19 protein-coding genes are annotated in these 19593 nt (G+C 74.7%); 10 read left to right on the top strand and 9 right to left on the bottom strand.

Features of this window, described 5'->3' with window-relative positions:
• Positions 1-35: 35 nt before the first annotated feature.
• Entirely contained in the window at positions 36-845 is an 810-nt protein-coding gene (locus AB0O09_RS28570; RefSeq protein WP_363546260.1) for a sterol carrier family protein, read from the top strand.
• Between the two features lie 107 nt (positions 846-952).
• On the top strand, positions 953-2704 hold the full coding sequence (locus AB0O09_RS28565) for a hypothetical protein (RefSeq protein ID WP_363546258.1): 1752 nt from the start codon (positions 953-955) through the stop codon (positions 2702-2704).
• 93 nt (positions 2705-2797) lie between these two features.
• Here the strand turns inward: AB0O09_RS28565 and AB0O09_RS28560 are convergent, their stop codons facing one another.
• From AB0O09_RS28560 to AB0O09_RS28545, 4 genes are all read right to left on the bottom strand, one after another.
• Complete coding sequence (locus AB0O09_RS28560) at positions 2798-3670, bottom strand: DUF3152 domain-containing protein (RefSeq protein ID WP_363546255.1); 873 nt, start codon at positions 3668-3670, stop codon at positions 2798-2800.
• A 224-nt stretch (positions 3671-3894) separates the two neighbouring features.
• Positions 3895-4470 carry a hypothetical protein gene (locus tag AB0O09_RS28555; protein ID WP_363546252.1) on the bottom strand — a complete coding sequence of 192 codons (576 nt, stop codon included), beginning with the start codon at positions 4468-4470 and terminating at the stop codon, positions 3895-3897.
• Positions 4471-4623: 153 nt separating this feature from the next.
• A complete protein-coding gene (locus AB0O09_RS28550) occupies positions 4624-5037 on the bottom strand; it encodes a DUF3151 domain-containing protein (protein WP_263104466.1) in 414 nt (137 codons plus the stop codon).
• A 127-nt stretch (positions 5038-5164) separates the two neighbouring features.
• Positions 5165-5617: a hypothetical protein gene (locus AB0O09_RS28545; RefSeq protein ID WP_363546249.1), complete on the bottom strand. Its 453-nt coding sequence runs from the start codon at positions 5615-5617 to the stop codon at positions 5165-5167.
• A gap of 421 nt (positions 5618-6038) precedes the next feature.
• Between AB0O09_RS28545 and AB0O09_RS28540 the strand changes: the two genes are divergently transcribed.
• Positions 6039-7670, top strand: coding sequence for a class I adenylate-forming enzyme family protein (locus tag AB0O09_RS28540; protein WP_363546246.1), 1632 nt, complete (start codon positions 6039-6041; stop codon positions 7668-7670).
• On the top strand, positions 7667-8047 hold the full coding sequence (locus AB0O09_RS28535; RefSeq protein ID WP_344622158.1) for a hypothetical protein: 381 nt from the start codon (positions 7667-7669) through the stop codon (positions 8045-8047). Before AB0O09_RS28540 ends, AB0O09_RS28535 begins: the two co-directional genes overlap by 4 nt.
• 99 nt (positions 8048-8146) lie before the next feature.
• Here the strand turns inward: AB0O09_RS28535 and AB0O09_RS28530 are convergent, their stop codons facing one another.
• On the bottom strand, positions 8147-9313 hold the full coding sequence (locus tag AB0O09_RS28530) for an acyl-CoA dehydrogenase family protein (RefSeq protein ID WP_344622157.1): 1167 nt from the start codon (positions 9311-9313) through the stop codon (positions 8147-8149).
• 313 nt (positions 9314-9626) lie between these two features.
• Between AB0O09_RS28530 and AB0O09_RS28525 the strand changes: the two genes are divergently transcribed.
• The 3 genes from AB0O09_RS28525 to AB0O09_RS28515 all read left to right on the top strand — a co-directional run bounded on the left by AB0O09_RS28525 (position 9627) and on the right by AB0O09_RS28515 (position 12045).
• A complete protein-coding gene (locus AB0O09_RS28525; RefSeq protein WP_363546243.1) occupies positions 9627-10277 on the top strand; it encodes a ScbR family autoregulator-binding transcription factor in 651 nt (216 codons plus the stop codon).
• 211 nt (positions 10278-10488) lie between these two features.
• Positions 10489-11511, top strand: a complete 1023-nt coding sequence (locus AB0O09_RS28520) for a ScbA/BarX family gamma-butyrolactone biosynthesis protein (protein ID WP_363546241.1) — start codon at positions 10489-10491, stop codon at positions 11509-11511.
• Positions 11512-11571: 60 nt separating this feature from the next.
• Positions 11572-12045, top strand: a complete 474-nt coding sequence (locus tag AB0O09_RS28515; RefSeq protein ID WP_363546238.1) for a LysR family transcriptional regulator — start codon at positions 11572-11574, stop codon at positions 12043-12045.
• Here AB0O09_RS28515 and AB0O09_RS28510 read toward each other — a convergent pair.
• From AB0O09_RS28510 to AB0O09_RS28495, 4 genes are all read right to left on the bottom strand, one after another.
• Positions 11946-12539 carry a TetR/AcrR family transcriptional regulator gene (locus tag AB0O09_RS28510; protein ID WP_344622153.1) on the bottom strand — a complete coding sequence of 198 codons (594 nt, stop codon included), beginning with the start codon at positions 12537-12539 and terminating at the stop codon, positions 11946-11948. The two genes, AB0O09_RS28515 and AB0O09_RS28510, sit on opposite strands and share 100 nt — an antisense overlap.
• A 182-nt stretch (positions 12540-12721) precedes the next feature.
• Positions 12722-14389: an AMP-binding protein gene (locus AB0O09_RS28505; protein ID WP_363546236.1), complete on the bottom strand. Its 1668-nt coding sequence runs from the start codon at positions 14387-14389 to the stop codon at positions 12722-12724.
• A complete protein-coding gene (locus AB0O09_RS28500) occupies positions 14386-15168 on the bottom strand; it encodes a class I SAM-dependent methyltransferase (protein WP_363546234.1) in 783 nt (260 codons plus the stop codon). The genes AB0O09_RS28505 and AB0O09_RS28500 overlap by 4 nt, the downstream gene beginning before the upstream one ends.
• Positions 15169-15335: 167 nt before the next feature.
• Positions 15336-16082: a helix-turn-helix domain-containing protein gene (locus AB0O09_RS28495; RefSeq protein ID WP_363546231.1), complete on the bottom strand. Its 747-nt coding sequence runs from the start codon at positions 16080-16082 to the stop codon at positions 15336-15338.
• Positions 16083-16394: 312 nt separating this feature from the next.
• Between AB0O09_RS28495 and gap the strand changes: the two genes are divergently transcribed.
• From gap to hisC, 3 genes are all read left to right on the top strand, one after another.
• Entirely contained in the window at positions 16395-17402 is a 1008-nt protein-coding gene (gap, locus tag AB0O09_RS28490; RefSeq protein ID WP_363546228.1) for a type I glyceraldehyde-3-phosphate dehydrogenase, read from the top strand.
• A gap of 139 nt (positions 17403-17541) precedes the next feature.
• Entirely contained in the window at positions 17542-18441 is a 900-nt protein-coding gene (locus AB0O09_RS28485; protein WP_363546225.1) for a pyridoxamine 5'-phosphate oxidase family protein, read from the top strand.
• Positions 18442-18470: 29 nt separating this feature from the next.
• Positions 18471-19541, top strand: coding sequence for a histidinol-phosphate transaminase (gene hisC, locus AB0O09_RS28480; RefSeq protein ID WP_363546223.1), 1071 nt, complete (start codon positions 18471-18473; stop codon positions 19539-19541).
• The last annotated feature ends 52 nt before the right edge of the window (positions 19542-19593 follow it).

The following is a 19593-nucleotide window of genomic DNA, read 5'->3' as shown; positions in this document are numbered from 1 at the left end:
CGGAGCGGGCCGCCCCTCGGCGTACGCTGCTGGCTATGCCGACGAAGACCCGCACGTACGACCCGGCCAAGGTGCGCGCCGCGCTCGCCGGGCAGACCGAGGCGCTGCGCGGCGCCGTCCGCGGCCTGACCGCCGCCCAGCTGGACCTGCCGACCCGCCTCGGCGACTGGCGGGTACGGGAGTTGGTGTCGCACCTGGGCATGGTGGTCAGCTGGGTGCCGGCCCACCTGGACGAGCCGCTGCCGGAGGCCCCCGCCATCACCCCGCTCGACTGGGCGCGCAGGACGCGGACGGCGGCCGCCACCATCAACGACATCGCCGAGGAGCTCGCGGCCGGGCCGTTCGCCGGCACGCCCGCCGAGGTGGCCGCCGAGTTCGACCGGCGCTGCGCGGAGCTCCACGCGGTGCTGGCCGGCCCGGCCGCGGCGGAGGCCGGGCGGCTGATCGGGATGCGCTTCGGCCCGATGCCGCTGGCCGACTTCCTGGTGACCCGGCTGGTGGAGACCGTGGTGCACGCCGACGACCTCGCGGACGCCCTCGGCACCGACTTCCCGCACGACTGGCAGGCGGTGGCCGCGGCGACCCGGCTGCTCGCCGACGCCTTCGCCGACCAGGTGCCGGGCGGCGCCGTCGAGCTGCGGATCCCGCCGTACGCGGTGGTGCAGGCCGTCGAGGGCCCCCGGCACACCCGCGGCACCCCGCCGAACGTCGTCGAGACCGACCCGCTCACCTGGATCCGGCTGGCCACCGGCCGGCGCGCCTGGCCGGACGCGGTCGAGGCGGCCGAGGTGCACGCCGGCGGGGAGCGCAGCGACCTCCGTGGCTGGCTGCCCGTCCTGGGCTGACGCCCGCCGCCGCGGCCGCGGCGGCGCCGCCGCGGGGTGACGGACCGTCGAGGTGTCGGTGCTCAGTAAGCTCATGGGTCGTTCACCGGGCTACGAGGGGACCAGGCATGAGTGACGGTGCGCGTCGGATACCGCCGCTGAGGGCGGGCCGCAAGCCGGCCGGACGGGCGCTGCTGGGCTGGCTGGCCGACCCCCGCGCGCCGCGGCTGTGCCGGGTCGCCGGCTCGCCCGGGGCGGGCAAGACCCACCTGCTGACCTGGTTCGGCGAGGCCTGCACCGGGGAGCGGCTGCCCGAGCCGCAGCGGGTGCACGCGGTGCTCGACGGCGAGCGGCTCACCGTCGACAGTGCGCTCTGGCTGCTCGGCCGCCGCCTCGGCCACCTGGTGCACAGCCCGGGGGAGCTGATCACCGCCCTGGCCGACGAGGGCCGGCCGGTGGTGGTCTGCGTCCCGGACCTGGGCCGTGCGGTGCACCCCTCGCACCTGGTGGCGGGGCTGCTGCGGCCGCTCGCCGAGTCCGAGCTGGTGCGGCTGGTCGTGGAGGCGCCCGACGGCGGCGCGGCGGCCGCGGCCTTCGGCACGGCCGCCGGGGAGGCGGCCGTCCTGGACCTCGACCGGCCGGAGTGGACCGACCCGGCCCGGTTCGCCGCCTGGGCGGCCTCGGTCGGCGGCGACCCGGCCGCCTACCCCAGTCCCGGGGTGGCCGACGGCAGCGCCGGGCGGCCCGCGGAGACCGCGGCCGAGCTGATCGCCCGGGTGCCGCGCCATCCCGACGGCCGGCCCGACCTCGGTGCCGCCGACGAGGCGCTGCTCGGCGACCTGTGGACGGCCGCCGCCAAGGACGGCTCCGCCTCCGGACTGCTCGCCGACGCCCAACTCCTCACCCGTGCACGGCCGGTGGCGGTCACCGCCGCCATGGACTTCGTCAACGGTCCCGTCCCGGACGCCTGGACGGCGGCCGGCCCGGCCCTGGTCGGCGAGGACGACCCGGCCGTCCGTGCCGCGGTGCTGCGCACCCGTCTGATCGGCATGGACGACACCGCGGCCGACCGGCTCGGCGAGGTGCCCGCGCCCTGGCGGGCCGAGTGGGCGATGTGGCCGGGATCCTCGAAGGGCTGGCCCGGCCCGGTGGCCGGTCTGGCGGTGGGCACCGGCGGCTACGCCGGGCAGCTGCTGCTGGCGGACCCGGGCGGCGTGGTGCGCACCGTGGACACCCCGTCGGGCCGGCCGCTGGCCCGGGTCGCCCTGCCGGACGCCCGGCCGTTGCGCGGGCTGGCGACGGCCCCGGACGGCACCGTGCTGCTGCTGGACGCGGAGGGGACCGCGGCCGTGCTGCCGGAGCCGGCCGGGCAGACGGCGGGCGGGGCCGCCGCCGAGCAGGCGCTGCACGCCCTGCAGGCCGCCGTCCGCGGCGAGTTGAGCGCCCTCGCCACCACCGGCCCGCAGGGGCTGCCGGCGGTGGCCGACGACACCGGCTCGGTCCACCGCTGCCGGCCGGACGGCGGTACGGACGCCGAGAAGCTGCACGAGGGCCCGGTGACCGCGCTCGCCGGCACCGCCGGACTGCTGCTCAGCGGAGGCTTCGACGGGGCTGTGCGGCGCTGGGACGCGGCCGTGGACGGGCCGGAGGCCGAACCGGTCGACCGCCGCGGCAGCCAGGTCACCGCCGTGGCGGCGGTCGACACCCCGGCCGGGCCGGCGACGGCCGCGGCGTGGGCGGACGGTCTCGTACGGCTCCGCCGGCCGGGCGCGGACGGCCCGGTCGACCTGCGACTGGGCTCGCAGGTCTGGGCGCTGGCGCTCACCGCCGAGCTGCTGGTGGCCGGCACCGGGGAGGGCGTCGCGGCGATCCGCTGCTGACGGCCCGCCACTGCCGGTACGGCGTCCGCGGCACCCGCCCGGGGGCGCCGGCCGGGCAGCACCGAACGGCCGGGCAGGGCGGGACGCCGGGTGCTACGGAACCGCCGGCCCGCTGATGTAGGTGCCGTCCGCGGTGTAGGGCCAGGCGTTGGCGACGCAGCCGTTGAGGCCGTAGATCTGCTGCATCATGGCGGGGGCGGGCTTGCCCTTGCCCGGGCAGCCCTCGTGGCCGTGGCCGATCCGGTGCCCGACCTCGTGGTTGACGATGAGCGCCCGGTAGTCGTCCAGGGAGCCGCTGAACTGCGGCGAACCGGTCATCCAGCGCTTGGAGTTGACGACCACCTGCTTGCCGACGTCGCAGTTGACCTCGCCCTTGGTGTCCAGGCCGGCCGAGCCGCAGATCCGGTCGACGGTGTCGGGTGAGGCGACCTTGACGGTGAAGTCGTAGACGCCGTCGGAGACCAGCTTGAAGCCGTTCTTGCCGTCGGTCGTCCAGCTGCGCCTGTCGCCGAGGATCGTCTGGACCTGCTGGGCGGCGGCCTGCGGGTCGATGCCTATGCCGTCCTCCACCTCGACCCGGTAACGCCGGATCAGGCCCTTGCCGACCGCATCGCCCTTGGAGGTGGCGACGGTGAAGGTGCCCTTGCCCTTCTCGGTGACGGCGGTCGGGCTCGGGGTGGGGCTGGGCGTGGGCTTCGGGGCCGGGGTCGGTGACTCGGTCTTCTTGACGGCCGGAGCGGCGCTGCTGGCCAGCGGCGGGATCGGCCGGGCCTGGGCGGTGGGGCCGCCGGCCCCGGCGTCCTTGGCGCCGCCGAGCACCATGAAGGCGGTGCCGCCCAGCACGGTCAGTGAGCAGAGCAGGCCGACGCCGAAGACGGTGCGCCGCCGTGCCCGGCGCCGCCGCTGCTGTCGGGCGCGGCGTCGGCTGGGCGCGGGTGCGTTCCTGGTGGCGGAGGCTGCTCGCACGAGGTGCTTTCTGGTCGGCGACGGGACGTGACGGACCGTCATGGTGTTGCAGGATCGATACCGTCGATCCACCCTCGCACGCAACCGGCCCGCATGTCCACATACTCGGTATGCATCGGCCGCCCGGTGCGGGTCGCGTCCGGGCGGACGCCACGACTGGAGACGCGCCGCGCCCCGGGTCGGTTGCGGGCGCCGCCCGCCCCGCCGCGGCGGCGTCAGTGCAGTCAGTGCAGGTGGAAGGAGCGGTCGGGCCGGCCGGTGCCGGGGGCGAGGTCGACCAGGTGGACCTCTCCGCCGACGGTGACGCGCAGCCGGTCCGGGCCGTCCCACGCGACGGAGGTCAGCCCGGCCGACGGGTCGTCACCGGTGAACTCACCGAGGCGCCAGCGCCGTTCGACGAGCCCGGTGGCGTCGTCGACGTAGACCCGGCTCAGCGTGTCGATCCAGTCCGACGCCTCCTCGACCACCAGCACGCGGTCGGGGCGCCCGGGGGCGGCCTGCCGGACGGTCACCTCGCCGTTCCAGAAGAACCCGAGGAACTGCGCGGCCGGCAGGACGGCGGCCAGCGCCGCACCCACCAGGGCGGTCTCGACCCGGACGAGCGGGGAGCGCGTCCGCCGCACCAGCGCGGCGGTGAACAGCATGATCGCGGCGGTGCCCAGCACCACCGGGTGGTCGCAGATCCGGGCGAGCAGCAAGGGGCCGCCCGAGCGCCCCGCCCACAGGCCGGTGCCCAACACGGCGAGGGCCGCCGCGCCGGCCAGGACGAGGGGCCGTGCCCCGCGCAGGTGCTCCGCCATGCCGATCCCGCCCTCACCGCCGCGCCCGGCCGTCCCGGTGTCGGCGCAGAGTCTGCCGGATCGGCGGGCGGGCCGGGCGGCGGGGGCCCGGGGGTGCGGCGGGAAGTCCGCGGGCGGCCGTGGCGGCCGCCCGCGGGGTGTCGCGGCGGGCGGTCAGCCCAGCATGTCGGCGGCGGTCGGCGAGCTGTCGCGCAGGAACTGGGCGCAGCGCTCGGCCTCGTCCTTCTCCTCGATGGCGGCGGCCGCCCGGCCCAGGGCGTGCAGGGCGCGCAGGAAGCCGCGGTTCGGCTCGTGCTCCCACGGCACCGGGCCGTGGCCCTTCCAGCCGCTGCGGCGCAGCGCGTCGAGGCCGCGGTGGTAGCCGGTGCGGGCGTAGGCGTAGGACTCGACGACGCGGCCGGCGGCGTAGGCGTCGTCGGCCAGCTGCGCCCAGGCGAGCGAGGACGTCGGGAACTTCGCCGCGACCTCGGCGGGCGAGGCGCCCTGAGCCAGCGCCTCCAGCGGGCCGGGCTCGGCCGGGAGGTGGGTCGGCGGCGGGCCGCCGAGCAGGTTCTCGTGAATGCTCATGGGCCCAGTCAACCACTGCCGGGCGGCGTGCCCGGGTACCGCAGGGAGGGCGGTACCCGGGCACGGCCGGGGCGCGGCGCCGGAAGGGGGGCCGGGCGCGGCGCGCCGGGTGCGGGCCGGAAGGGGGTCAGGCCACGCAGCTCATGGTGGCGCTGTGCAGCTGGCCGAGGCGGGTGCCGGCGGCCGTGGCGAAGGTGAAGTACACCTTCACGGTGTTGTTGTTGAAGTTCATGACGTGGCTGACGGTGACGCCGTTGGGCTCGACCCAGTTGGTGAAGTAGAGGCCCCAGCCGACCTGGGCGGTGGCCAGGGCGGCGTCGAAGGTCTCGCCGACGCCGGTGCCGGCGACGGTCTCGGAGTGCAGCGAGGTGCCGTCCGCGGAGTAGGTGTTCTTGTAGACGTTCCCGTTGTCGACCGTGATCAGGTAGGTCTTGCCGGCGAACGGGGGCAGGCTGGTGCGGGCGGCGGAGGCCGTCGCGGCCGCGGTGCCGTCGTCGGCGGAGGCCTGTCCGGCGACGAGGGTGGCGCCGCCTGCGGAGAGGGCGAGGGCGGCGGCGAGGGCGACGAAACGGCGCTTCATGGGGCTGTTCCTTCCACGGTGGGACGGCTGGCGGGGCGCGGTGGGACGGTGCCCGGCCGAAGCTACCGACCGGCCGGACGGGGGTGTTGCCGGTCCGCGCACCGGGCGTCGTGGATCCGCGCACGTCGGTCGTGTCCGCAGGTGGGGGCGGGTGGTGGTGGGGCGGGACGGGGTCTGCCGGGGGTCGGCCGGGGGTGTCGGCGGGCCGCACATCGGTCCTGCCGATGGCCATTGATACCTTCGGGAAGGTTTGTTTCTATCGGGTGGGTGTCCCGACGCGTGCCCGCGCATTCGGCGGCGACCGCGTGCAGCGAAGAAGAGCCCGACCTTCCCCAGCGAGACCGCCGGGCAGGTGTTCCGGCGCCCCAACCGATGGATGAACCAGAAGGGCCAACTCCAGCCCACTGGAACGGAGTTCGAGATGATCAAGCTGCAAGACGCCCTGCGGCACGCCGCTGAACGCCCGGACCACGTCGCACTGGTGGACGGCGGACGCCGGATCACCTGGAGCGAACTGGCCGACGAGATAGCCAAGGTGGCCGGCGGCCTGGCCGCGGTGCTGCCCGAGGGACGGCCGGCCCGCGCCGCCTTCCTCTGCTGCAACGGCTGGGAGCTGGTCGTCACCATGGCCGCCTTCGAGACGCTGGGCGTGTCCGTCACCGGCCTCGACTTCGAGGCCGCCCCGGAGGCGACCGCGGACGCCCTGGCGCAGCTCCGCCCGACCGTCGTGGTCAGCAGCAAGCTGCACCGCCCGCTGCTCATCGCCGCCGGCTGGGCCGACCGCGAGGGCGTGCTGCAGGTCCACCTGCACGGCGTGGGCGAGGAGCTGGCCGCGCCCGAGCCGGTCGTCCCGGACCCGCAGGCCGGCGAGCCGGTGCACTACTCGACGCTGGCCGCCGCGCAGACCGCCGTGACCGCGCCGATCTCCCAACCCTACGAGCACTTCGCGGTGAGCTACGACGTCGCCGGGGACCCGCGGCTGGTGGTCCGCCGCCGCTCCTTCGAGGCCCGCAGGCTCGCCGAGCTGGTCGACGAGTTCGCCTTCGACGAGGACGACACCTACCTGGTGACCGTCCCGATGTACCACGCGTCGAGCCCGGGCTGGGCGCGGGTGTTCTTCGCCCTGGGCGGCACCGTGGTGCTGGGCCCGTACCACGACCTCGCCGAGATGTGCCGGCTGATCACCGACGAGGGCGTCACCGCCACCCTGATGGTGCCGCCGGTGCTCTCCCGGCTGCTCGCCCACCCGGCCTCCGCCGAGCTGCGGCAGACCTCCCGGCTGCGCTTCCTGCTCACCGGCGGCCAGCACCTCAACCGCTGGATCATCAACGAGGCCTGGGACCGCTTCGGCCCCGTCCTGCACCACTACTACGGCTCCACCGAGACCGGGCTGGTCACCCTGCTCGGCCCGGACGAGCTGGCGCTGTCGCCCTGCCGCTCCGGCCGTGCGATGCCGGGCATCGGCATCGCCGTGCTGGACGCCGAACACCGCCCGCTGCCGCCCGGCGCGCGCGGCCGGGTCGCCGTCGCGAGCTACCAGCTCATGGACGCCTACGGGGACGCCCCCGCGCCCTCCGTGCTGGTCGACCTGAGCGACGGCCAGGGCCCGCGGCCCTTCCTGCTCACCGGCGACGACGGCGTCATCGACTACGAGGGCCGGCTGGAACTCACCGGCCGGACCAGCGGCGCGGTGCGGGCCCGGGCCGACGGCGACCACGACTCCGCCTTCTTCGGGCTGGAGACCGAGCTGCTCGACCAGCCGGCCGTCCGCGACCTGGCCGTGCTGCGGGTCACCGTGCCGGACCACGGCCCCGTGCTCGCGGTGCCCTTCGTCCCGGTCGCCCGGGACCTGGAGGCGTCCGCCTACCGGGCGGTCAGCGCGGTCTGCGCCCGCCGGGTGCCGTGGATCTCCGCGCACGTGATCGCGGTCGACGCCATCCCGTACAGCCCCACCGGCACCATCCGCACCGGCGAGCTGCTCACCGAGATCATGCCGCTGGTCAACCTCTACATCCACCTGGACAAGCAGTCAGCTACGGAGATCCCCGCATGACCACGCCGGTTCCGCCGCACACCTCCGACGACCAGCTGGACGAGGCCGACCTCGGCACCCGGCTGCTCTCCCTCGAACGGGCGCTCACCGAGCTGCCCGCGGCCCGCCAGACCGCCGTCCTGATCGGCGAACTCCCGGACCACGGCGACGTGCTGCTGGTGGCCTTCGTGCCGGCCGACGCCGAGCGCGAGGAGTCCACCCAGCGCGCCGCCCGGGCCGCCTGCGCCCGGCTCGTCCCGGCGCTGCCCGCGCTGGTGATCCCGGTCGACGACATCCCGTACACCCTGGACGGAGAGCTGCGCGGGCAGCAGCTCTTCGACGAGATGCTGCCGCAGATCGCCCGCGACCTGCTGCTGCCCAAGGAGATGTCGGCCTGAGCCGGACTCCCCGGTGCCGGTCGCGCCCCGGCACCGGGGCCGGCGGCCCGGGGCCGGCGGGGGCACGAAACCCCGCCGGCCCCGGGCCGCACCCCTGCCTCAGCCGGCGTACGCGGCCAGGCCCGTCCGGGTGTACTCGGCGGCCGCCGCCTCCCAGCTGAGCGCACCGTGGGCGGCCAGCGTGTGGACGTCCCGCCAGGCCCGCTGGAGTGCAGAGTCCTCCCACTGGGCGGCCACCCCGCCGGCCCGGAAGAGCCGCTCCACCGCGGAGACGGTGAGTTCCACCGCCAGCGCGGTGTCCCGCAGGTTGCGACCCACCGCGCGGTCGCCGACGGCCCCGGCGTCCGCCCGCGTCGCGGCGTCAGCCAGCAGCGAGGCCGCGATGTCGATCTCGGCCGAGGCCCGCGCCATCACCTCGCAGCGGGCCGGGCTGACGGCCGGACCGCCCGGACCGTGAGTGTCCGCCAGCGGCGCCGCCCAGGCCTTCAGTGCGCCGCGCGCCGCCCCCACGGCGGGCGCGGCGAAGGCGAGCCCCGCCACCAGCCGCGGCGGCACGCCGTGGCAGCGGGCCCGGTCCGGGGCCGCGGAGGCCCGGACGAGGTCCATGAAGGCCAGGCAGCGGTGCGCCGGCACGGCCAGGGGTTCGGCCACGCTGACGTCGTGGCTGCCGGTGCCCCGCAGCCCGTTGCTGTGCCAGGTGTCGTGGACCGTCACCGCTTCCCGGGGGACGGCGACGATCAGGAAGTCGCCCGGCAGGGCCGCCGGGTCGGGCAGCGCGAGCAGCACCCACGCCGCGTTCCGGACCCCACTGACGCACCGCCAGCGGCCGGTGACCAGCACCCCGCCGTCGGCCGTCCGCTCCAGCCGGCCGGTCGGCGGCACGAGCGCGGCCGCGATCGGGACGTCCGGGGAGGCACCCCAGATCTCCTGCTGGCCGGCCTCGGGCAGGAAGGCGGCCAGCCGCCCGTGGGCCGCCTGCAGGGCGGCGCACCAGGCGGTCGAGGTACAGCCCTCCGCCAACGAGGCGGTCGCCGCGACGAGTTCGGTGAAGCTGCCCTCCGCGCCTCCCCAGCGGCGCGGGACGAAGTGGCGGGCGAAGCCGGAGCCGGCCAGCCGCTCGGCCAGCGCGGCGTCGAGGCCGCGCAGCCGGTCGGTCTCGGCGGCCCGGCCGAAGGCGGTCGGGCGGAGCGCGTCCGCGGCCGACGTGAGTGACCCGGGCAGCCCGGTGGTCCGGGCCGTGGTGCAGGGATCGTCCAGAATGCTCAACGTTGTCTCCCCCTGTCGTGGACTGGCGTCACGTGTCGGGACGACGCCGGCCGCCGGCAGGGCCGGGGCGCCCGTTGCCCGTTCGGTTAGCGGCGCAGCGGGCGGGGACGTCGTCGTCGACGAGGACAGCGTGGCCGACCGGAACCGGTCGCGGAAGGCGGCCGCAGCCACGGGGTGCGGATGCGGGCGTTCCGGGGCACGGGTACGTGGCCGGCTGCCGTCGTACCGCAGAATATTTGGAACATACCTTCGTGACGTTATGATTCGCGCGAAACCCCGGCACGACCGTGCCGGCACCCCTGGAGGTTGAGCCATGGCGGCCAGCGGGAATCCGGTCAGCGGCACCAGCAGGAGCCGGGGAACGGCAGCAGGTCGGAGCGCTCCGGCCCTGAAACAGGCGCGGGCGCTGCGCACCCGGGCGACGGTCCTGGAGGCCGCCGCCGCACTCTTCGCCCGCAAGGGCTTCAAAGTCGTCACCATGCAGGAGATCGCCGAGGAGGCCGGTGCCACCAAGGGCGCCGTGTACTTCCACTTCCCCAACAAGGAGGCGCTCGCGGCCGAACTGGTCGGCAGCTTCTACGCGGCCGCGCCGAAGACCACCTCGGCCCTGGCCGACCCGGACCTCAAGCCGCTGGAGACCGTCCGCCGGCTGACCATGGAGACGGCGCGTCGGCTCCGCGACGACGCGGTGGCGCAGGCGGCCGTCCGGCTGCAGACCGAGCGCATGGTCACCGACGCCGAACTGCCGCTGCCCTTCATCGACTACATCGCCGTCTACACCCTGCTGCTGGAGCGGGCCAAGGAGGCGGGCGAGCTCCCGGCGGACGCCTCCGCGGAGTCGCTGGCGCGGACGATCGTCGCCTCGTTCTTCGGTGTCCAGCACGTGTCGTGGATCCTGAACGACCGCGCCGACGTGGTCGCGCGGGTCGAGGAGCTGCTGGACCTGATCCTGCCGGGGAGCTGACCGTCCCGCCCACCCCGATTCCGGCGGGGGCATCGGCTCCGCGCAGAACTGCGCGGAGCCGATGCCCCCGCTTTTCCCTTGTGGCGAAAGGGACTTGGGGGAGGGTCAAAGCTTGGCAACATACCTTCCCGGAGGTATATTTTCTTTCGGTCCCAAGGTCGGACCCTGGCCAGTGCCCTGTCGTTCACAGCCCCGTGGGGGAAGGCTCGCGATGGACACCTTTGCACCAGATCAGCTGACCCATCCGACGGCCGGACTGCTGCCGCGGCAGCGGAGCGCCGCAGATCTCGACTTCCATCGAACGGTGTCGCGCAAACTGGTCCACAAGGCCGCGGTCTCCGAGGTGTTCCTCACCGATTCGGCCAGAGCCACTGCGGACAGCTACCTGCTGGCCGCCCAGTGGCCCCGCGACCACGCGGTCTTCCAGCCCGGACCGGGCGGCACCGCCGACAGCATGGTCATCATCGAGACGGTCCGCCAGGCCACCATGTTCACGTTCCACGAGTACTACGGCGTGCCGCTCGAACTGCCCTTCGTCGCCAAGAGCTTCGACTTCGAGCTGACGGACGACCAGGCCGCGCGCGGCTCCTTCGGTGCGCCGCAGGAGGTCACCCTCGACCTGGTGGTCGACATGCCCGCCGAGCGCCGGGCCGGCCGCCGGATGCCCTTCCGGACGCACACCGTCGTCCACGCCGGCGCCGGGCGCCCCTGCGCCCGGGTGACCATCGGCGGCGAGATCCTCGACCCGGCGCTCTACCGGCGGCTGCGGGCCGCCCGCCCGGCCGAGCCCGGTCTCCCGGCCGAGGACGGCGGCGCGGTCGCCGCCACCCCGGCCCAGGTGGGACGGCGGCGCCCCGACGACGTGGTGCTGCTCGCCGCGCAGCCGGGCGACGACGCCCGCTGGCGGCTGCGGGTGGACCAGGGCCACCCCACCTTCTTCGACCACGGATCCGACCACGTCCAGGCGGTGCTGCTGCTCGAGGCCCTGCGCCAGAGCGGCCTGCTCGCCGACGGCCCGGCCCGGGGCGCCCTTGCCGAGGTGCTCACCGGCCTGCGGGTCGAGTTCCACGCGTACGGCGAGTTCGGTACGCCGATCCTGCTCGACGCCCGGGCCACGGGCGGCGAGCCCGGCACCCGGACCGTACGCGCCACGGCGGCCCAGGCGGGCCGTCCGATCGCCCAGGCGGACCTCGTGTTCCGCCCGGCCGCCCTGCCCGGCGGCCCCACGTCCTGACGGACCGCCGGGTGCGTCCGTGCACCGCCGTGCCCGCCGGCCCGCTCCGAAGGAGTCCTGATGGAACTTCAGCATCTGCGTTCGTTCCTCGAGGTGTCGAGCGAGATGAGCTTCACCCGGGCCGCCAAGAAGCTGAACTACGCGCAGTCCAGCGTGACCGCGCAGATCCAGCACCTCGAGGCCTCGCTCGGCGCCGTGCTGTTCGACCGGCGCGGCCGGCGGATCGCGCTGACCGAGAGCGGCATGCGGCTGCGCCCGGTGGCGGAGCGCATCGTCGCCCTGGCCGACCTCGCCCACCGCGAGGTTGCCGGCGCGGCGGACCGGCCGTCCGGCCGGGCCGAGCGCCCGGCCGCCGAAGCGGCCGGACCGGCCCTGGGGCGGGCCGCCGTGCCCCGCCGGGCGGGGGTCAGGTTGCCCGCCCAGCGGGGGCGCCTTCAGCTCACCCAACGGGCGCCCAGGGCGGGCAGCAGCACGTCCCAGGACGACCTGACCCGGGTGATCAGATCCAACTCCTCGCGCACCGACCCCAGATAGTGCGCGCCGAAGATGACGGTGGTCATCAACTGCGCCACCGGCTCCGGCGGGTAGTCGGAGTCCATCTCGCCCTGCTGCTGCGCCTGGACGACCAGGCGCAGCAGCGTGCGTTCCACGTCCGACACGAAGGCCGGCGTCCGCTTGGAGGACTGGGCCTCCTCGAGCAGCAGCCGCAGGGCCGCGTTGACCCGGATGTCGCGGTGCAGCCGGGCGACCAGCGCGCAGGTCACGTTCTTCAGGGTCGCCACCGGTGAGTCCGGGCTGTCGCCGACCCCGTCCTCGATCAACTTCCATGCGTCGTCAAGGTGTTGGACGAGCGCTGCGGCCAGTTCCTCCTTGGAGGCGAAGTGGCCGTACAGGGCTCCCTTGGTGACGCCGGTGCTCTGCGCCACATGGCCGAGGTTGGTGTTGGCGTAGCCGTGGGCGGCGAACTCCCTCGCTGCGGCGTCCAGCACCGCCTCGTACGTCCTCCTGGCCCGCTCCTGTTGTGCCATCGGCTTCCTTCCGTTCCACCACGTTGCCCGTGAACTCACGTACCGCAGTTCATGGTTCGAAGGCAAACCCTTCTTCCGGACCCCCGTCTATCGTCCATTCCCTCTCCATAAACGCACCGAGCGGCCCTCGGTCTGCCGGGTGTCCGGACCAAGGGCCGCTCGGTGCGTGCCGCGGCGGGGTGTCAGGCCCCGGTGCCCGGTCCGCCGGCGGTGCCGGCCTCGTGGCGCTTGCGCAGCTCGGCGCGGCGGAGCTTGCCGATGCCGGTCTTCGGCACGTCCTCGCGGGCGAGGGTGACGACCCCGCCCAGGCGCACCCCGTACCGCTCGGTGACCAGGTCGCGGATCCGGCGGTCGGCCTCGTCGGTGCCGGTGCCGCCGCGCGGGTGGTAAAAGACCACCAGCTCCTCCTCGCCGCCGGCCGCGGTGCACGGCGAGACGATGGTGAACGAGGGCTCCACGAAGGGGAGTTCCTCGACCAGCGCCTCGATCTCGTGGCCGTGGTACTCGGCGCCGTTGAGGGTGATCAGGTCGTCCACCCGGCCGGTGACGGTGAGGATGCCGTCCTCGATCACGGCGAGGTCGCCGGAGCGGAACCAGCCGTCCCCGGTGAAGGACCTGGCGTTCTGCTCCGGGTTCTCGTAGTAGCCGGAGAACACCGGGTCGCCGGTCACCTGGAGGCGGCCGACGGTGCCGGCCGGCAGCAGGGCGTCGTGCTCGTCCACGACGCGCAGCCGGACGCCCGGGTGCGGCCGGCCGACCGGGACGAACCGCTCGTCGCCCGTGGTGTCCGGGTCGAAGACGAAGTCGACGATGCCGGCCGAGGTCTCCGACATGCCCCAGCCGGGGTGCATCGAGGTGCGCGGCAGGCCGAACGGTGCCAGCAGGTCGAGGAAGCGCCGGATCACCCGGGCCTTGACCGACTCGCCGCCGTTCATGATGTAGCGCAGGCTGCGCAGGTCCCAGTCCCGGCCGGCGATCTCCTCGGCGCGGTCGTTGACCAGGCCGAAGGCGAAGTTGGGCGCCCAGGTGGTGTCGCAGCCGTGCCGGGAGATCTGCTCGAACCAGCGGGTCGGGTCGTCCAGGATCCACTCGGTGCGGGCGTGCACCTGGGTGCAGCCGAGCAGCACGTCGCGGGCGTGGAACATGACCAGGCCGCCGATGTGGTCGAGCGGCATCCAGTTGAACGAGCGGCTGGTCACGTCCAGCCGGCGGACCTGCGCGGTGGCCGTGGAGCGGGCCAGCACGTTGCGGTGGGTCAGCGCGACGGCCTTCGGCACGCCGGTGCTGCCGGAGGTCAGCAGCAGGACGGCCAGGTCGTCGGCGCGGGCCGGGTGCAGCTCCTCGGCCGGGGCGTGGCCGCGCAGCTCGCCGGTGCGGCCGAGCCAGCGGCCGGCCTCGGTCATCGCCCGGCCGGCCGGGGCGCCGTCGTCGCCGACGACCACCCAGGGGTTGTCGTAGCCGGCCCAGATCCACTCCAGCTGCTGGGCGGCGGCCTCGGGGGCGTCGGTGCGGCCCGGCGGCACCGGGATCGGCACCAGGCCGCCGAGGACGGCGGCCCAGAACGCGGCCAGCAGGTCGGACTCCTCGCGGATCTGCAGCAGCACCCGGTCGCCGGGGCGGGCGCCGCCCGCGCGCAGGCCGGTGAGGATCCGTCGGGCGCCGTCCAGCAGCTCGGGGTAGCCGAGCACGGTGTCGGAGCCGTCCGCGCGGACGAGGTGGATCCGGCCGGCGTCGGGCCGGGCGGCGGCGCGCTGCAGGGCCTCGCCGAGGTTGCAGACCGGGAGTTCGGGGGCCGGGCCGCCGTCGAGGACGGCGTCCGGCAGGGTGCGGGTGTCGGCGGGCGCGGTCATGCGGCGGCCTCCTCGCCGGTCGCGGCGGCACGGGCGACGAACAGCAGCGGGCCGCGGCCGATCCGCGGGCCGGGCTCCTTGCGGAAGCCGCCGTACTCGGCGACCACCTCGAAGCCGGCGTCCACCAGCAGGTCGCGCACCTCGGGGGCGGTGAAGACGGTCTGGTCGAAGAAGTTGGCGTACATCGAGACGGTGCCGTCGCCGTCCCGGGCGATGATCGTCTCCTCGTTGCGCCAGACCGCACGGTGGGCGTGCACGGACTGCCGGGCGAGCCGGGTGACGAGCAGGCCGTCGCCCTGGTGGTGGGCGATGATGTTCGGCTGGTAGCCGTCCACGAAGTTCAGCAGGTGGCCGATGTCCACCACGACGTGGCCGCCGGGGGCGAGCCAGCCGCGGACGGACTCCAGCAGCTGCCGCAGCTCGCCGCGGTCCAGCTGGTTGAGGGTGCTGAACAGGCTGTACACCAGGTCGAAGCGCCGGTCGGTGCGGTACTCCTCGGCCCGGGTGTGCACGTACTCGACGGCGGCGGAGCCGGGCTCCTGGGCCTTCGAGGCGGCGTACCCGGTGAAGGCGGCGCTCTGGTCGAGGCCCGTCCCGGGGTGGCCCAGGGCGGCCAGGGCCCGCAGGTTGGCGCCGGTGGCGCTGCCGATGTCGAGCACCGACCCGCCGGGCGGCAGGTACGAGGCGAGGAACTCGGTCTCGGTGGCGAGGTCGCGGAAATCCTTGCGGATCACCTCGTAGAACTCGCCCGGGTATTCGAAGCTGGACAGGCTGGACAAGGAGGAGGGCCTTTCGCTCGGGACCGGCGGGCGCCGGTCCTCCCGGGCCGTCCGGTCGGTGCCGGACGGCCCGGCGGGCGGCGTGGTTCGGGCGGTGCGGGACGGCGGTGCGGGCGGTGCGGGCGGTGCGGCGACACCGGCCGGGCGGCCCGGCGGACGGCGCCGGGTCAGGCGGCGTCGGTCAGGCGTGCGTGGTCGCGGCGGTACTCGCGCGGCGAGATGCCGTAGCGGTCGCGGAACAGCCGGCTGAAGTGCGAGGCGCCGTACAGGCCGGAGCGCTCGCCGATCATCGCGATGGTGAGGTGCGCCAGCCGCGGGTCGCGCAGCTCGGCGCAGCAGCGGTGCAGCCGCTCGTCGCGGATCCAGCTGGCCGGGCTCTGGCCGTGCTCCTGGAAGAGCTTCTGCAGGTAGCGCAGCGAGATGTGGTGGTGCTGCGCGAGCATCTCCGGCTTCAGCTCGGGGTCGGCGAGCCGGCTGCGGGCGAAGTGCTTGATCCGCTGCAGCATGGCGCGGCGGGCGAGGCCGGAGCTGCGGGCCGGACGGGGCGAGTCCTGGTCGCGGTCCATGTAGTCGGCGCACGCCTGGGCGACCAGCCCGGTGATGCCGCGGGCCAGCAGTTCGGCGGTGCGGTCGGAGGGCAGCGCGCCCTGGTCGGCGAGCTGGCGCAGCAGCTCGGGGACGGCGAGCGGGTCGGACAGCGGACAGCTCACCCGCAGGTAGGCCTCGCCTCCGCGGGTGCGGTGCTGGGAGACCCGGACGTCGTCGCCGTACTCCGGGGCGGTGCCCTCGACGACGGTGATCCGGACCTTTCCGAGGCTGACCTCGCTCACGTTCTCCACCACCGGCAGCACGGGCGGCTCCGGCGCCCGGCGCGGTGCCGTTCCGTTCTCGGTGTGCCCGTTCTCGGTAGGCATTGCATCCATGGCTCCCCCGCGAGGACTTGAGGCCGCGTCAGCCGGTACCCGGTCCGCCCCGGGAGGGCGGACCCCTCCATCATGGAAACATACCTTCTGGAAGGTATGCGGTTTTCATCGGCAGCAGTGATGCCCGGCCCGCTGTGAAGCGCTCCGGCCGGATCGTGCGCGGCCGCACAACAACCCGTGCGCGTTCCGACAAGTCGCCCGGCCGGGCCCCGCCTAGCGTCGGCGGTACAGATCAGTGCCGGGCGCGCGGATCACCGGCGCTGCGCGCGTCCCCCTGTGCACCCACCCAGAAGGGGCCCACCCGTGGCAATCAAGGTAGGCATCAACGGATTCGGCCGGATCGGCCGGAGTTTCCTCCGCGCCGCACTTGAGCAGAACGCCGACATCGAGATCGTGGCGGTCAACGACCTCACCGACGCGGCGACCCTGGCCCACCTCCTGAAGTACGACACCACGCTCGGCAAGCTGCCGGTGCCCGTGACGGCGGGCCAGGGCGAGATCGTCGTCGACGGCCGCAGCATCCGCGTCACCGCCGAGCGCAACCCGGCCGACCTGCCCTGGGCGGAGCTGGGCGTCGACGTGGTCGTGGAGTCCACCGGCGTCTTCACCGACGCCGAGAAGGCCAAGGCGCACCTCGCGGCCGGCGCCCGCAAGGTCATCATCTCGGCCCCGGCCACCAACCAGGACCTCACCATCGCGATCGGCATCAACGACGCGGTGTACGACGAGGACGTCCACAACGTGGTCTCCAACGCCTCGTGCACCACCAACTGCCTCGCCCCGCTGGCGAAGGTCCTCAACGACGGCCTGGGCATCGAGCAGGGCCTGATGACCACCGTGCACGCCTACACCCAGGACCAGAACCTGCAGGACGGTCCGCACAAGGACCTCCGCCGGGCCCGTGCCGCGGCCGGCAACATCGTGCCGACCAGCACCGGCGCCGCCAAGGCCATCGGCCAGGTGCTGCCCGAGCTCAACGGCAAGCTCGACGGCTACGCGCTGCGCGTCCCGGTCGTCGTCGGATCGGTCACCGACCTGACCGTCACCGTCGCCCGCGACACCACCGTCGAGGAGGTCAACGCGCTGTTCGCGAAGGCCGCCGAGGGCGCGCTGGCCGGCGTCCTGCGCTACACCGACGAGCCGCTGGTCTCCAACGACATCGTCACCGACCCGGCGTCCTGCATCTTCGACTCCGGGCTCACCAAGGTCATCAACAACCGCACCGTCAAGGTCGCCGGCTGGTACGACAACGAGTGGGGCTTCTCCAACCGCGTCGTCGACACCGTCCTGCTGATCGGCAAGCACGCCTGACCGGCGCCGCCGACCGCACACGCGGGCCGGGCGCCCGGGGCGAACCCCGGGCGCCCGGCCCGCGCCCGTGAACCGAGCGGGCGACCCGCGGCGAAGACGCGCCGCACCGGACGAACACCCGCACAGAGAGGGCCGACCCATGGTCAAGACGCCGTACCACGAGGGCGAGCAGGCGGTGCAGCAGCGGGCCGGCGAGGGCCACCCCGGCTGGGGCTCGCCGATGTTCGAGGCCGCGATCCCGCCGCCGTTCGACATGTTCCTGCGCCGCCAGCGGATGCTGGTGATCGGCGGCGTGGACGACGACGGCGCCGCCTGGTCCACCGTCCTGACCGGCCCGCGCGGCTTCGCCGGCGCCGTCGGTTCCCACACCATCCACGTCAAGGCCCTGCCGGTGGCCGGCGACCCGCTGGAGCACGTCTTCGACGAACAGCGCGACATCGGCATGCTCGCCATCGAGCCGCAGACCAGCCAGCGGATCCGGATCAACGGCGTCGCGCAGCGCGAGGGCGACGTCCTCGTCGTCACCACCGAGCAGGTCCTCGGCAACTGCCCCAAGTACCTGCAGCAGCGGGTGCTGCGCCCCGACGCACCGCAGGCCGCCGCGCCGGCCGTGCGCCGCTCCACCGTGCTCGACGCCGACCAGCAGCGCTGGATCACCGGCGCCGACACCTTCTTCATCGCCAGCCGCGCCCCGCAGCACGGCGCCGACGCCTCGCACCGCGGCGGCGCGCCCGGCTTCGTCGAGGTCCCCGCGCCGAACAGGATCGTCTGGCCGGACTACTTCGGCAACTCCTTCTACATGACCCTCGGCAACCTCCAGCTCGACCCCGCCTGCGGCCTCACCTTCCTCGACTGGGAGGCCGGCCACGCCCTGCACGTCACCGGGAAGGCCCGGATCGACTGGGACGAGTCCCGCACCAAGGCCGTCCAGGGCGCCCTGCGGCTGGTCGAGTTCGACGTCGAGCAGGTGGTCGAGGTCCGTGACTTCACCACCCTGCGCTGGAAGTTCGCCGCCCCCTCGCCCTTCAACCCGACCTGATCGGGCCCCGACCGCAGGAGGTACCCGCCGTGAGCCGCTACGACGCCCCCCGGCTCAGAGCCGCGCTGGCCGCCGTCCCGGACTACGTCCCCGGCCGCTCCCCGCGCCAGGGCTGCGAGAACCTCAAACTCTCCTCCAACGAGAACCCCTACCCGCCGCTGCCCTCGGTCGTCGCCGCCGTCCGCGAACAGGCCGGTCGGATCAACCGCTACCCCGACCCGGCCTGCACCGCCCTCGCCGAGGCGCTCGCCGCCCGCCTCGACGTCCCCGCCGACCGGCTGGTCTTCGGCACCGGCTCGGTCGCCGTCGGCCGGCTGCTCGTCCGCGCCACCGCCGGACCGGGCGACGAAGTCCTGTACGCCTGGCGGTCGTTCGAGGCGTACCCGATCATGGCCGAGGTCTGCGGCGCCACCTCCGTCCGGGTGCCGCTGCTCGCCGACGAGCGCCACGACCTCGACGCCATGGCCGCCGCGGTCACCGACCGCACCCGGCTGATCTTCCTCTGCACCCCCAACAACCCCACCGGCACCGCCGTCCGCCGCGCCGAACTGGAGCGCTTCCTCGACCGGGTGCCGGGCGACGTGACGGTCGTCCTCGACGAGGCCTACACCGAGTTCGTCCGCGACCCGGACGCCGCCGACGGCCTCGCGTTCCACCGCCGGCACGGCAACGTCGTGCTGCTGCGCACCTTCTCCAAGGCCTACGGCCTGGCCGGCCTGCGGATCGGCTACGCCGTCGCCCACCCCGAGGTGGCGGCCGTGCTCCGCAAGGCGGGGCTGCCGTTCGGCGTCAGCGGGCTCGCCCAGGACGCCGCACTGGCCTCGCTCGCCGCCGAGGACGAACTCCTCGACCGGGTCGAACTGCTGGTGAAGGAACGGGCCCGGGTCACCGCGGCGCTCCGTGAGAGCGGCTTCGACCTGCCGGACAGCGAGGCCAACTTCGTCTGGCTGCGGCTCGGCGGGCGCACCGCCGCGTTCACCGGGGCCTGCGCGGAACTCGGCGCCGTGGTCCGACCGTACGGGACGGACGGCGTGCGGATCACGGTGGGGGAGCCGGAGGCCAACGACGTGGTCCTGCGGGCGGCTGCCGCCTGGCGGTAACCGATCAGGGGCGCGTGGGGGCACCTCCCGGCCGAAGGCTGGGAGGTGCCCC

This window comes from Kitasatospora sp. NPDC093679 (genome assembly GCF_040683455.1).
GTDB lineage: Bacteria > Actinomycetota > Actinomycetes > Streptomycetales > Streptomycetaceae > Kitasatospora > Kitasatospora arboriphila.
The sequence above is the reverse complement of the archived record's forward strand: the minus strand, read 5'-3'. Positions and strand labels throughout refer to the sequence as shown.

Bases quoted from the DNA above. Each gene is read 5' to 3' on its own strand.
- AB0O09_RS28570 (WP_363546260.1), top strand. From the start codon at position 36: ATGCCGACGAAGACCCGCACGTACGACCCGGCCAAGGTGCGCGCCGCG.
- AB0O09_RS28565 (WP_363546258.1), top strand. From the start codon at position 953: ATGAGTGACGGTGCGCGTCGGATACCGCCGCTGAGGGCGGGCCGCAAG.
- AB0O09_RS28555 (WP_363546252.1), bottom strand. From the start codon at position 4,470: ATGGCGGAGCACCTGCGCGGGGCACGGCCCCTCGTCCTGGCCGGCGCG.
- AB0O09_RS28550 (WP_263104466.1), bottom strand. From the start codon at position 5,037: ATGAGCATTCACGAGAACCTGCTCGGCGGCCCGCCGCCGACCCACCTC.
- AB0O09_RS28545 (WP_363546249.1), bottom strand. From the start codon at position 5,617: ATGAAGCGCCGTTTCGTCGCCCTCGCCGCCGCCCTCGCCCTCTCCGCA.
- AB0O09_RS28540 (WP_363546246.1), top strand. From the start codon at position 6,039: ATGATCAAGCTGCAAGACGCCCTGCGGCACGCCGCTGAACGCCCGGAC.
- AB0O09_RS28535 (WP_344622158.1), top strand. From the start codon at position 7,667: ATGACCACGCCGGTTCCGCCGCACACCTCCGACGACCAGCTGGACGAG.
- AB0O09_RS28525 (WP_363546243.1), top strand. From the start codon at position 9,627: ATGGCGGCCAGCGGGAATCCGGTCAGCGGCACCAGCAGGAGCCGGGGA.
- AB0O09_RS28520 (WP_363546241.1), top strand. From the start codon at position 10,489: ATGGACACCTTTGCACCAGATCAGCTGACCCATCCGACGGCCGGACTG.
- AB0O09_RS28515 (WP_363546238.1), top strand. From the start codon at position 11,572: ATGGAACTTCAGCATCTGCGTTCGTTCCTCGAGGTGTCGAGCGAGATG.
- AB0O09_RS28510 (WP_344622153.1), bottom strand. From the start codon at position 12,539: ATGGCACAACAGGAGCGGGCCAGGAGGACGTACGAGGCGGTGCTGGAC.
- AB0O09_RS28505 (WP_363546236.1), bottom strand. From the start codon at position 14,389: ATGACCGCGCCCGCCGACACCCGCACCCTGCCGGACGCCGTCCTCGAC.
- AB0O09_RS28495 (WP_363546231.1), bottom strand. From the start codon at position 16,082: ATGCCTACCGAGAACGGGCACACCGAGAACGGAACGGCACCGCGCCGG.
- AB0O09_RS28485 (WP_363546225.1), top strand. From the start codon at position 17,542: ATGGTCAAGACGCCGTACCACGAGGGCGAGCAGGCGGTGCAGCAGCGG.